Origin of the sequence: Cedecea neteri, from assembly GCF_000757825.1 — a bacterium.
GTDB classification, from domain to species: Bacteria; Pseudomonadota; Gammaproteobacteria; order Enterobacterales; family Enterobacteriaceae; genus Cedecea; species Cedecea selenatireducens.
In genome coordinates this window covers 624703-637031 of sequence record NZ_CP009451.1, presented here as the reverse complement: position 1 = coordinate 637031, position 12329 = coordinate 624703, and the positions used below count along the sequence as shown (strand labels likewise).

Genomic DNA, 12329 nt, shown 5'->3' with positions numbered 1-12329 from the left:
AGCCGCGGGGCTTTTTTATCGATTTCTCAAATGTTTTGTCAGTACATCAATGATGTAACTGTTAACCGACATTTGCTGCTCGGCCGCAGCAACACTCAGTCGTTCGCCAAAGGATTCAGGATAGCGCAGCGTGAACGTCTTCATTTTCTCTTCTTTTTCAAAAGGTTCAATACCCGCAGAATGGCAGTCCTCCAGGTAGTACCGTAAGGCGGTTTCACCCTCACGAATAAGCCCCGCCGCGCTGTCGGCGACGAAGTCACAGTATCCGGTTAAGCCGAGAAATTTCCCGCGAAAGAGGTTTATTTCGGGAACCCAGGTGATCAACGCTGGCTGGCCGCTGATGATCATAATGTTTGGCAGTGCTTCCGCAGTGGTCATGGTGTGACTCCGATACTCTCAAACCATTCTTTCAGGTTGGCTATGGCCCCTTTATCGGTCTCAGGAGAAGGATGGGGGCGATGAAAATGGGCGATGCTGCCGTTAAGCTGGAAGCGTATACGTGAACCGCGGCCGGGGTTGACCTCTCCGCCGAGGGCAAGCACCAGCCTTTCTATATCCTGCCATTTCACTCCGGAGGGAACGGGCTTGATGAAAATTTGAATTAGCGTTTGACGATGTTTGTTTCTTAGGTATTCCTGTCCATATCCCATGATTCCTTCCATGATTCGACGTGCAATGTCATCGTAGCATATCGTTTTTTGACTTCAATATTTGAAGTCATTTTTCGCGAAGCATTCCATATTTTGATGAAAATTAATGCAAGGAATGAGCGGGGTATTGGTTTTTAGTATTGATTTTGCATTTATCCATAATGAATTTTTATTCATTACTGTTCTGTCGGTATAAATTGGAGTCAACTTCCTGGTAAAAGTGACATAAGATGGCTGTCACCTCTAAGCAAAAACGGGAGCCGCGTGTGGAGCAGCATCAGGAATGGCAGGATGAAGTGATTACGGTCAACGATGAAATCGAGCTGCATTCGGTTAGCGAGCGGTTCGTTCAGCCTGTTTTCGCGCTGGTGCAGCGCAACAAAAGCTGGCTGCAAAAAGCCATGAACTGGCCGCAGTATGTTGTTTCCGAGGACGACACGCGCAAAACGGTGCAGGGTAACTATGTCTTACATCATAAGGGCTACGCGAAGATGTTTATGATCCTCCATCGCGGCGAGCTGGTGGGCGTGTTTTCCTTTAACCAGATAGAACCGACCAACAAAACGGCCTACATCGGCTACTGGCTGAGCGAGGACAGGCAGGGGCAGGGCATAATTTCTGCCGTGATCGAGGCTGTAATTAGCAGGTACGCGCAGGCAGGGACGGTGCGCCGGTTTGTTATCAAATGCATCGTCACTAACCAGGCCAGCAACCGGGTGGCACAGCGCAACGGCTTCACGGTCGAAGGTTGCCTGAAACAGGCCGAATTCCTGAACGGCGAGTACCACGACCAGAATATTTACGGGCGTATCGCCGATTAAAACACCCCATAAAACGGCGTGCGGGTGATGCGCTGCTCGCCGTTAATATCCTTCATGCCGCGAAGGTGAATGAGTTCGCCATCAATACCTTCCACCGCTGCCTCGTCATAAATCTGCACGTTATTTTCGATTAGCACGTTGCCCGTCACTTTAGCCTGGCCGTATACCTGCACGTTGTTGTCCATCAGGACAGGGCCGCCGATGAGCACCGCGTCGCCGTAAACCTGAACGCGATGCTTCAGCACGCAGTCGCCCTCGATGATGGCGTTGCCGTAAACCCGTGAAGAATAGCGAATCGTAGGGATCTGACTGTCGCCGCTGCCGGCAATAATACGTGCGTTGTCGGACACCTGCGCACAGTCGCAGATCCACACGTTGTTCTCCTCATTTCCTTCGATAATCGCGTGGCCGAAAATGGCCGAGCGGTGCTCGACAAAGGCATTACTCACCCGCGCATCGCCGTAAATCTGCGCCTGATGAATGATGCGGGAGGCGCTGACCATGGCGTTCCCGTAGATTTGCAGCCGCATTTCGGCGTCTTCGGTCAGCCCCAGCACTGCAATCACCTCGCTGTGATGCAGCACGCGAGCCAATCCATAGATATGGCACTCGCCGCTGATACGAGAATGCTCAACGCGGGCGTGACCGCTCACCCTCGCCTGGTGGCAAATTTCTGACTCGCCGAGGATTATCGCGTTGTCCTCGACGCTCGCACCGCCCCAGACAAAAGCGTCAGGCTCAAGCCAGCAGCTTCCCGACTGGCTCAGATTAGCTTCTTCTTCAACCCAGCCGCCGCTTTGCCCGGTTTCTACGTCGCTAAAATCGCAAAGCGCCTCAATTTGCCAGAGCCGGACTTGCCGCAGTTCGCCGTCGTGCTGATAATCATGAAGCCGTGAATTTTCCGTTAACCGGTATTTTTTCATCGCCGTTTCTCGCTGTGTCCTGCTGATAAACGTAGCAGGTAATTCACCGGCATAGCGTTCGGCGGCGTAATCGCATAAAATGCATTTAAAATACATTTTAAAAAATAAACAAAATGAATAAACCGACCCCCGGTAGCTTTATCAACCTTCCCGCAGGCTACTTTGGCATGGTGCTGGGCATCATCGGCATGGGATTTGCTTGGCGCTATGCCGCTATCATTTGGCCGGTGCCGTCGGCCGTGGGCGAGGCGCTGGTCGCGCTCGCAGGTGTTATCTGGCTGCTGCTGGCTTTGGCATTTATCACACGCCTGGTTCGCTACCCGCACAGCGTTGTTGCGGAAATCCATCATCCCTTGATGAGCAGCTTTGTCAGCCTGTTCCCGGCGACAACCATGCTGGTTGCCATCGGCGTGGCGCCTTATCTGCGCCCGCTTGCCGTGGCGATGTTTGGCTTTGGCGCCGTGGTTCAGCTATGTTATGCCGCCTGGCAGTCGGCCGGGTTATGGCGAGGGACGCACCCGCAGGATGCCACGACGCCAGGGCTTTACCTGCCGACCGTGGCGAATAACTTTATTAGCGCGATGGCCTGCGGCGCGCTGGGCTATCACGACCTGGGGATCCTGTTCCTTGGTGCGGGCGTTTTTTCCTGGCTGAGTCTCGAGCCGGCGATACTGCACCGCATGCGCAGCGTCGGGGAGCTTCCGACGCCGGTGCGCACTTCGCTGGGCATTCAGCTGGCGCCCGCGCTGGTGGCCTGCAGCGCTTATCTGGCTGTAAACGGCGGCGTGACGGATTTCTTTGCCAAAATGCTGTTTGGCTATGGCCTGCTACAGCTGATTTTTATGCTGCGCTTAATGCCCTGGTACCTGGCGCAGCCGTTTAACGCCTCCTTCTGGAGCTTCTCATTCGGTATTTCCGCGCTGGCGACCACCGCGCTGCACCTGAGCGCGGGCAGCGGCGACGGCCTGTTTCACCTCATCGCGGTACCGCTCTTTATTTTTACTAATGTGATTATTGGCCTGCTGCTGGCTCGCACTTTCATCCTGCTCATGCAGGGGAAATTGATTTTGCGTACCGCGAGGCCAGAAAAAAAGGATCTGTCATGACCGAGAAGTCTGAAAGCTACTACAGCGAAAAATATGGCCTGACCGCCACCCATTCTGACGTGCTGCACGCCGTGAAGTACGTAGCGCCAGGTAAAACGCTGGATCTTGGCTGTGGGGGCGGGCGCAACAGCCTGTACCTGAATCAGAAAGGGTTCGACGTCACCGCGTGGGATAAAAACCCGATGAGCATCGCCCGGCTGAACGAAATTATTGAGGCCGAAGGGCTGAAAAACATCGTGACTGCGCAGGTTGACCTTAACCAGCTGAGCTTTGACGGTGAGTATGATTTTATTCTCTCAACCGTGGTGATGATGTTCCTTGAGCGCGGCACGATCCCGGGACTTATCGCCAATATGCAGCGCTGCACCAAACCCGGGGGTTACAATCTGATCGTAGCGGCGATGGATACCGAAGACTTCCCTTGCACGGTAGGGTTCCCGTTTGCCTTTAAAGAGGGCGAGCTGCGTGACTACTATGCAGGCTGGGAGCTGGTGAAGTACAACGAAGACGTGGGCCAGCTGCATAAGACCGATGAAAACGGCAACCGTATTAAGCTGCGTTTCGCCACGATGCTGGCGCGGAAGAAGTAAAGGTTAACCCTCACCCCGGCCCTCTCCCTGGAAGGGAGAGGGGGAATTCAAGCGTTCTCTGTATGAATCCCCTCGCCCCTTTGGGGAGAGGGTTAAACTCCCTGTTCTGGTCCCCTCGCCCCTTTGGGGAGAGGGTTAGGGTGAGGGGAAATTACTTCGCCGCCAGCAGACAAAGCTTCAGCGCCACGTTATACGAAGCCTCAAACGCCCGCAGCGGTAAAAACTCAAACCGTGAATGGAAATTGTGCGCGCCGGTAAAGAAGTTCGGCGTTAGCAGCCCTTTAGCCGAAAGCGCAGCCCCGTCCGTGCCGCCGCGCATCGGAATCACCTTCGGCTCAATGCCCAGCTCATCCAGGGCGGCAAAAATCAAATCAATCGCCCGGCGATCGTCGGTAATGGCATTACTGATGTTGCTGTAGGTATCGCTGAGGCTGTACTCCACGCGTGCGGTGGGGTGCTGCGCGGCAATTTTTTGCGCAACTTCTCCAATCTGCTGCTTACGGCGCTCAAAGCTTGCGAGGTCGAAGTCGCGAATATTCGCTTTCAGCAGCGCTTCGCTTTGTGAGGCCTGGATCCCGTTAAACCAGACGTAGCCTTCACGGCCTTCGGTGTGCTCTGGCGTCTGCTTGCGGTCAAAGTGGCTGATGTAATCCATTGCCATCAACAGCGGGTTGACCAGCACGCCTTTGGAGGACATTGGGTGGCTGGTTACGCCGGTAAACTTCAGCTCCGCATGGGCGGCATTGAAGTTTTCATAAACGACTTCGCCCAGCTCGCAGCAGTCGATGGTCCAGGCGAAATCCACATCAAAACGAGCCAGATCCAACGCCTTCGCACCACACAGGCCAATTTCTTCATCCGGGACGAAGGCCACAACGATGTCGCCGTGGCGATGTTCTGCCGTCAGGTTTTCCAGCAGCGTCATCACCACCGTGACGGCGGCTTTATTATCCGCGCCCAGCACGCTGGTGCCGTCGCTGAAGATTATCTCCTCGCCGGGCCAGGCGTTGATTTCCGGGTGCTCCGCCGTGCGCAGCCAGATGTCCTCTTTGGCGTTCAGGCACAGGTCTTCCCCGGTAAAGCGCAGGATCTGCGGGTGAATGTCCGGCGACAGGCCAACGTCAACGGTATCGATGTGCGTAATAAAGCCCACGCGCGGCGCGGCGGCCACATTGCCTCTCTTCACGGCGGTAACCGTGGCGTGCTCGTCGATAACGATATCTTCAAGGCCGAGCGTACGCAGTTCTTCCGCCAGCATGCTGGCCATTTCATGTTGCCCGGGCGTGCTGGGCAGGGCATTTACCCGCGCGTCGCTTTGGCTGGTGACCGCCAGATAACGGAAGAAACGTTGGGTGAGCTGCTCGCTGAGCGACGAAGGCATAGTGTTTCCTTATTGTTCGATGTTGTTTGTTGGCAATGTAAATTTAATGTTATTTATTAAGGCGCTTTGCACAAGCTTTATTCATTCAGGGTCAGGATAAACACCACAGGAAGACAGCGATGAAAACAAAGATTACAACGCTTGCACTTGCCGTAGCGGCGCTTTCCCTCAGTACCAGCGTGGCGGCCAGCACGTTGGTTTATTGCTCCGAAGGTTCGCCGGAAAACTTCAACCCGCAGCTTTACACCTCCGGCACCAGCGTGGATGCCAGCGCGGTGCCGGTCTACAACCGGCTGGTGGATTTTAAGGTCGGCACCACCGAGCTGCAGCCCAGCCTGGCGGAAAGCTGGGACGTCAGCGAAGACGGCAAAGTCTATACCTTCCATCTGCGCAAAGGCGTGAAGTTCCAGAGCAACAAATACTTTAAGCCCACCAGGGACTTCAACGCGGACGACGTGATTTTCTCGTTTATGCGTCAGAAAGACCCAAAGCATCCGTACCACAACGTTTCCAACGGCAATTACTCCAACTTTGAAAGCCTGGAGTTCGGCAAGCTGATTACCGCCATCGACAAAGTGGATGACAACACCGTGCGCTTCACGCTGGCGCACCCGGAAGCGCCGTTTGTCGCCGATTTGGGCTGGTATTTTGCCTCGATTCTGTCCTCAGAATATGCGGACGTAATGATGAAGGCGGGCACGCCCGAGCGCGTTGATTCTGACCCTATCGGCACCGGGCCGTTTGAGCTGAAGCAGTATCAAAAAGATTCACGCATTCTTTACACCGCTTTCCCTGAGTACTGGCAGGGCAAATCGAAGATTGACCGCCTGGTCTTCTCCATCACGCCGGATGCTTCTATTCGCTATGCAAAGCTTGAGAAAAACGAATGCCAGGTGATGCCGTTCCCGAACCCGGCGGACCTGCCGCGCATGAAGGAAAACAAAGACATCAACCTGATGCAAAAAGCAGGGCTGAATACCGGCTTCCTCGCGTTTAACACCCAGAAGCCGCCGCTGGACAACGTGAAGGTGCGCCAGGCGCTGGCGATGGCTATCAATAAACCGGCCATTATCGAAGCGGTGTTCCACGGCACGGGTATTGAGGCGAAAAACCTGCTGCCGCCGGGCGTGTGGAGCGCGGACGATAAGCTCAAAGACTATAATTACGATCCTGAAAAAGCCAAAGAGCTGCTCAAAGAGGCCGGCTTTGCCAACGGCATGAGCATCGACCTGTGGGCGATGCCGGTTCAGCGGCCGTATAACCCGAACGCCAAACGCATGGCGGAAATGATCCAGGCCGACTGGGCGAAAGTTGGCGTCACGGCGAAAATCGTCACCTATGAATGGGGCGAGTATCTCAAACGGGTGAAGGGCGGTGAACACCAGGCGGCGCTGATGGGCTGGACCACGGCCACCGGCGACCCGGATAACTTCTTTGGGCCACTGTTTACCTGTACCTCGGCTAACGGCGGCTCTAACTCGTCAAAATGGTGCTACCAGCCGTTTGATAAGCTGATTCTTGAAGCCCGCGCGGAAGGCAATCACGATAAACGAGTTGAGTTATATAAAGAAGCGCAGCAGATGATGCACGACCAGATGCCGGCGGTGATGATTGCCCACTCCACGATTTTCGAGCCGGTGCGCAAAGAGGTGACCGGGTATGAGATTGACCCGTTCGGGAAGCATATTTTTTATCAGGTAGAGGTGAAGAAGTAATTCGGGAGGGCTCCGGGATTAACGGATATCTATGCTATTCATTGTTAGTTCCGTTCACTTCTAGTCCTGTTTTATATGCAGCCACCGTACCGGTGAACGTCTCGGGAGAATCACCGTCATTCCCCCGAGACCCCGGACTCCCGGCCAAATAAATCGACCGCTAAAGCGGCAGACCTCCGTTTTATCTCCCAGTCCTGGGTCGGCTGAGATGCGTTCCCGACGCTCTCAGCCTCCGGCCGTTCCCGACGTCCGGACCCTGGCCAGTCGGAGAGAAAACGGAGGCGATTTAAGCCGGAACCGTGCCTCGCTTCAGGCTCATAGCCACACTGAACATAAAAGTTGCTACAAGTCCCAAAGCCATGCCCTTGTTCCCGGCTCTCATCGCCCCCGGTTATGACCCAACTCAGGCGGGGTTGAGCTGCCGGGAGCAGCGAAAGAGAGCGATCGTCGGGAACGAATCGCGAACGACCCCGAATGTTTGGGTGATAGCCGGTGGGTTTACCGCTTCAGCGGCGATGAGCTCGCCGGGCGCCGGGGCTGTTCGGGGGATGGAGTTATCTCCCGAACACGTTCACCGTTATCTGAACGTGCAGGGGAAATAGCTCTACGGGTGAACGGAACGATACCCAAATTTGCAGAGGTCAAACGTCCTGGGTGTTCACCTAATAACATATTGAGACAAAACAAGTATCAGACTGTACTCCTCTCACTCACCGCCTCTGCCGGGGCGCTGACCGCCGTCTGATTTGCCTGCTGCTCTTCGCGGAACTTCAGGTTATCCCAGACCCGGAAGAACGGGTAATACATCACCAGCGAGATAGCCAGGTTCACAATCTGCAGAATCGAGCCGGAAACGTGGCCGCCCGTCGCTAAATAGCCGCTGACGATAATTGGCGTAGTGAACGGCAGCGCAATCCCGGCAGGGGGCGCAACCAGGCCGGTTGCCATCGCCGTCCAGGACACAATCACCAGCACCACCGGCGTCAGGATAAACGGCACCACCAGGTACGGGTTCATCACCAGCGGAATGCCAAACACCATCGGCTCGCTGATGTTAAACAGGCTGCCCGGCGCGGCAATTTTACCCAGCTGTTTCATCTGCACGCTGCGGCTGCGGATCAGCATAAAGATAACCAGACCTAACAGCGCGCCGGTACCGCCTGGGGCAATCCACAGGTCATAGAACTGCTGGGTAATGATGTGCGGAATAGGCAGGCCATTCTGGAACGCCGCCAGGTTTTCGGACATGTTCGTCAGCCAGACCGGGCGGATAAACACCAGCACGATGGTGTCGCCGTGCAGGCCCAGCGTCCACAGAATGCCAATCAGGATCACCGAAACAATCATCCCCGGTAGTGAGCCGCCGATATGGCTCATTGGGATGCCCACCAGGTCAGTAATCATGGTGTTGATGTCGCCAAACGGCGTGGCTTCCACCAGCAGACGCAGCGCCAGCACTACCGCCAGCACGCAGAAGCCCGGCACCAGCGCGAGGAACGACTTTGCCACCGCCGGCGGGACGCCTTCCGGCATACGAATAACCAGATTACGGTTGCTGATAAAGCGGTAAATCTCGGTCGAGAGCAATGCAATCAGAATCGCAACGAACAGTCCCTGGCTGCCGATTTGTCCCATCGGCAGCACGCCTTTCACGAACTCGGCAGGCCCACCGGACGGCGGGGTAAACATAATGTTCTGCGGAATCGTCATAATAAAGGCCACCAGCGACACCGCCCCAGAGGTAAGCGGATCGAGGGTGCGGTATTTCTCGGCCAGGCGATAGGCGATGCCGAAGCTGGAGATAATCGCCATGATGTCATAGGTCGCTTTGACCGGATAAAGCAGCTTGCTTTGCCACGTTGCGCCGAATAAATCGGTCATTAGCTGGGGGTAACCCGGCACCGGCAGATAGGCGAAAATCAGGAAGAATGAGCCAATCAGCATGAATGGCATATTCAGGATGATCCCGTCACGGACGGAGAGCACGTGCTTTTGCCCGGCGATTTTCAGCGCGACGGGCAGCACATATTTTTCAAGAAACGATTTCTTTGCGGACACGGTTACCCCTGTCCCGGCGCATGGCCGGGCATTATTGTTATTGGTTTCTGTAATGGGATGGGCGGCATAGCTGCGCCCACCGGTAATCGGCGCTATTTAAACTGCGGCAGCCACGCCTTGTTACTCTCAAGCACTTCGTCTAGCAGCGCCTGAGCAATATTCACGTCGGCCACCAGCGGGTTCGCTATCAGCGCCAGGAGCGCCTGCTGCTTATCGCCGTGAACCGCCGCCTCAATCGTCAGGCGTTCAAAATCTTTCACCTGCTGCGTCAGGCCGTTCATCAGAGGAGGAAGTTTGCCGAACGCCAGCGGGTGGGCGCCCAGTGCATCTATCACGCAGTTGGTTTCGATAACTGCATCGTCCGGTAGCCCCTGGATGGCGCCGTTGTTAGCGGTATTCACCACCATCTGCTTGCCGAGGTTGTTGTGCAGGGCGTCAATAAGCTCCAGGGCGACTTCAGAATAGAATGAGCCGCCGCGCTGGCTGAGCTGCTCCGGCTTTTTGTCGAGCTGTGGGTTGGCGTACAGCTCAAACAGTTCGGCCTCCACTTTCATTACCTGCTCGGCGCGGGTGCCTTTTCCGTTCGCGGCGTCGGCCAGCTCATCCTTCAGCATGGTGCGGGTTTGCCAGAAGTAACGATGATACGGGCAAGGAATCGCTTTCAGGGCGCGCAGCAGGGCAGGCGGCCACGGAATCGCTTTGATGTTGTTCATTGAAAGCTGCTCGCCGTCGCATAGCATTTCAATCACCTCGGCGGTCGCGTCACGGCCATCGGCAATCACTTCATGTACCCAGACCATATGGTTAAGTCCGGCAAAGCGCAGCGTGACTTTGTCGTAAGGCAGTTTGAGCATGTCGGCGATGGTATGGTGCATGGTCACCGGCACGTTACACAAACCAACGATGTTGGCTGCACTGTAGCGGGACACGGCCTCGGTGACGATGCCTGCCGGGTTGGTGAAGTTAATAATCCACGCATTCGGCGCGAGGCGTTCGACGCGCTTCGCAATATCAAGCATCACCGGAATGGTACGCAACGCCTTGGCAAAACCGCCGACGCCGGTTGTCTCCTGGCCCAGCAGCTCATGGCTGAGGCCGAGGCGTTCATCGGCGGCACGAGCGGGTAGCTGCCCAACGCGAAGCTGGGTCAGCACAAAGCTGGAGCCCGCAATCGCCGCGTCAGGATCGTAATGCACCGACACCTTGACCTGCTCCAGGCATTTGCTGTCGAACATGCGGCGGGCCAGCGCGGCGATAATCTCAACCTTCTGGCGCCCGGCTTCCACGTCCACCAGCGCCAGCTCCGTCATCGGCAGGGCGGCATGGCGAAGAATCAGGCCTTCAATCAGTTCAGGGGTATAGCTGCTGCCCCCGCCCACAACGGTAATTTTCATCGTTTTCTCCCGCGTATCAGGCCATCAGGGTAAGAGCTTTATCCAGCACGCGGTCGCCGCGCATGGTGCCGTAATCCATCATGTCGATAACCGCCACCGGCTTACCTGACGGGGCAGAAAGCTCGGCCAGACGGGCCAGCTCAAACTGCACCTGAGGGCCAAGCAGCACCACGTCGGCGCTCTGGAGATGGCTTTCAATTTCTGCGACGGAGACGGCGTCAATCTGCACGTCCAGCGCGCGCTTTGTGGCCTCGGCACGCATCTTTTGCACCAGCATGCTGGTGGACATTCCCGCGGCGCAACACAACATGATCTTCTTCATTACCTTTATCCTTCAAATTGAAAACGTGTTTCAAACAACAGCGCGTTTATTCAGCATGTATGAAAATTATTTTCATGACCGTGATCTGCGTTGGATTATTGGTTTCCCGAATATTAAAGGGGAGTCAGGAGGTTGTCGGGCTGGTATAGCGAAAGTGAGAGGCATGACGGCAATGGTAATTGAAAAATAATTTCAAGGAATTATGATGGTTTATTCGCCCGTGACGCAGACGCAAGGAATCTTTCAGCGATGGATATTGTTTATCACCTGGTCCATGGGTTAGCGGACTCTTCTCCGCAGGAGACCCGGCTGGCACGCTTTTTTCTTGAGAATTTTTTCCAGCTACCGGATGCGACGATGGAGCAGCTGGCCGCCCGTGCGGGCGTGAGCCAGGCGACCTTGCAGCAGTTTGCCCGCACCATAGGCTGCAGCGACATGAATGATTTCCTCGGTCAGGTTCGCCACCAGCGGCACGACAGCCGGGTACAGGCAGCGTTAGCCGCGCCGTCTCAGGTACTGGGGGATGCGGCATGGGTAGATAACGAGACGCTGCAATTTCTGGCCTGTCGTGGCGGCGTGGCTAAAGACGTGCTGGCGCGTTTTTCACACTCCATCGGGCGGGATACGGACGGCGATATTATCAGCCGCATTCGGCAGAAGCTGGCGGAGTTCAGCCAGCAGGAGTCCAGGGTAGCGCAGGCTATTCTGCACGATCCGGGTTTTGCCTCCTCGGCCACCATTGACCAGTTGGCGCAGGCGGCGGGCGTGAGTCCGGCGACGATCACCCGTTTTGCCCGAGCCGCCGGCTGCGATGATATTCGTGATTTACGCATGAAGCTGGCGCAGGCCAGTACCGCCATGCCGGGCAGCGAGCTGTCTGCTGCCTGGCAGCAGCGTTTGGGCAGCATCCAGCAGTCGCTGAGTCAGCAGCTGGAAACGTTGCCTGAGGCGAGCGTCACCCGTGCCGTGGCGCTGCTCAGGCGAGCCAATGCGATTCATATTTTTAGCGCCGGTGCGGCGGACACGCCTTTTGCCAGCCTGCTGCAGTATCGCTTACTGACGCTGGGGCAGCCCGCCAGCGTCTGCTATGACCCGGCGCTGATGAGCTTCACCGCCTCGATGCTGAATGCGGGGCAGGCGATGATTGTCTTCGCCAGCTCAACGCCGGACAGCGCGCTGCTTGCGGCGGTGCAGCAGGCCAGGCGGCAGGGCGCGGCGATAATCATGGTGACCAAAGATCCCACCAGCGCGGCGCAGGCCGGAGACGTCTGGCTTTCTCCCGGAGAGGGGCAATATGGTGCGTTATTGATTATCGACCTGCTGTGCGATGGCGTCGCCGCCGCAGGAGATGAGCGGCAGATCTGAGTTT

The 12329-nt window shown here is 56.2% G+C and carries 13 protein-coding genes; 6 read left to right on the top strand and 7 right to left on the bottom strand.

Going from position 1 to position 12329, the window contains the following annotated elements; translation table 11 throughout:
- Positions 1–15 precede the first annotated feature (15 nt).
- Together JT31_RS02775 and JT31_RS02770 are read right to left on the bottom strand one after the other, a co-directional pair.
- Positions 16–378 carry a type II toxin-antitoxin system HicB family antitoxin gene (locus tag JT31_RS02775; RefSeq protein ID WP_038473076.1) on the bottom strand — a complete coding sequence of 121 codons (363 nt, stop codon included), beginning with the start codon at positions 376–378 and terminating at the stop codon, positions 16–18.
- Positions 375–650, bottom strand: a complete 276-nt coding sequence (locus JT31_RS02770; protein ID WP_144244020.1) for a type II toxin-antitoxin system HicA family toxin — start codon at positions 648–650, stop codon at positions 375–377. The genes JT31_RS02775 and JT31_RS02770 overlap by 4 nt, the downstream gene beginning before the upstream one ends.
- A 230-nt stretch (positions 651–880) precedes the next feature.
- On the opposite strand from JT31_RS02770, the gene rimL reads away from it, so the two are divergent.
- On the top strand, positions 881–1471 hold the full coding sequence (gene rimL / locus JT31_RS02765; protein WP_052048957.1) for a 50S ribosomal protein L7/L12-serine acetyltransferase: 591 nt from the start codon (positions 881–883) through the stop codon (positions 1469–1471).
- Here rimL and ydcK read toward each other — a convergent pair.
- Entirely contained in the window at positions 1468–2394 is a 927-nt protein-coding gene (ydcK, locus tag JT31_RS02760) for a YdcK family protein (protein WP_038482697.1), read from the bottom strand. The two genes, rimL and ydcK, sit on opposite strands and share 4 nt — an antisense overlap.
- Positions 2395–2507: 113 nt before the next feature.
- Here ydcK and tehA point away from each other — a divergent pair, with 113 nt between their 5' ends.
- Positions 2508–3500 (top strand): dicarboxylate transporter/tellurite-resistance protein TehA, encoded by a 993-nt coding sequence (gene tehA, locus JT31_RS02755; protein ID WP_038473070.1) that lies wholly within the window; start codon positions 2508–2510, stop codon positions 3498–3500.
- A complete protein-coding gene (gene tehB / locus JT31_RS02750) occupies positions 3497–4090 on the top strand; it encodes a tellurite resistance methyltransferase TehB (RefSeq protein WP_038473069.1) in 594 nt (197 codons plus the stop codon). The genes tehA and tehB overlap by 4 nt, the downstream gene beginning before the upstream one ends.
- 151 nt (positions 4091–4241) lie before the next feature.
- Here the strand turns inward: tehB and pepT are convergent, their stop codons facing one another.
- The gene (pepT, locus tag JT31_RS02745; RefSeq protein ID WP_038473067.1) at positions 4242–5471 is read right to left on the bottom strand and encodes a peptidase T; all 1230 of its coding nucleotides are present in this window, start codon (positions 5469–5471) and stop codon (positions 4242–4244) included.
- Between the two features lie 119 nt (positions 5472–5590).
- On the opposite strand from pepT, the gene JT31_RS02740 reads away from it, so the two are divergent.
- Positions 5591–7186 carry an ABC transporter substrate-binding protein gene (locus JT31_RS02740; RefSeq protein WP_038473066.1) on the top strand — a complete coding sequence of 532 codons (1596 nt, stop codon included), beginning with the start codon at positions 5591–5593 and terminating at the stop codon, positions 7184–7186.
- A gap of 690 nt (positions 7187–7876) precedes the next feature.
- On the opposite strand, the gene celB is transcribed toward JT31_RS02740, so the two are convergent.
- From celB to JT31_RS02720, 3 genes are all read right to left on the bottom strand, one after another.
- Positions 7877–9244, bottom strand: coding sequence for a PTS cellobiose transporter subunit IIC (celB, locus tag JT31_RS02730; RefSeq protein ID WP_038473062.1), 1368 nt, complete (start codon positions 9242–9244; stop codon positions 7877–7879).
- A 92-nt stretch (positions 9245–9336) separates the two neighbouring features.
- Complete coding sequence (locus JT31_RS02725; protein ID WP_038473061.1) at positions 9337–10638, bottom strand: 6-phospho-beta-glucosidase; 1302 nt, start codon at positions 10636–10638, stop codon at positions 9337–9339.
- A gap of 16 nt (positions 10639–10654) precedes the next feature.
- Entirely contained in the window at positions 10655–10960 is a 306-nt protein-coding gene (locus JT31_RS02720) for a PTS sugar transporter subunit IIB (RefSeq protein WP_038473059.1), read from the bottom strand.
- Between JT31_RS02720 and JT31_RS02715 the strand changes: the two genes are divergently transcribed.
- On the top strand, positions 10947–11150 hold the full coding sequence (locus JT31_RS02715; protein ID WP_038473057.1) for a hypothetical protein: 204 nt from the start codon (positions 10947–10949) through the stop codon (positions 11148–11150). The genes JT31_RS02720 and JT31_RS02715 overlap by 14 nt on opposite strands.
- A 59-nt stretch (positions 11151–11209) precedes the next feature.
- The gene (locus tag JT31_RS02710; RefSeq protein ID WP_052048956.1) at positions 11210–12325 is read left to right on the top strand and encodes a MurR/RpiR family transcriptional regulator; all 1116 of its coding nucleotides are present in this window, start codon (positions 11210–11212) and stop codon (positions 12323–12325) included.
- Positions 12326–12329 lie beyond the last annotated feature (4 nt).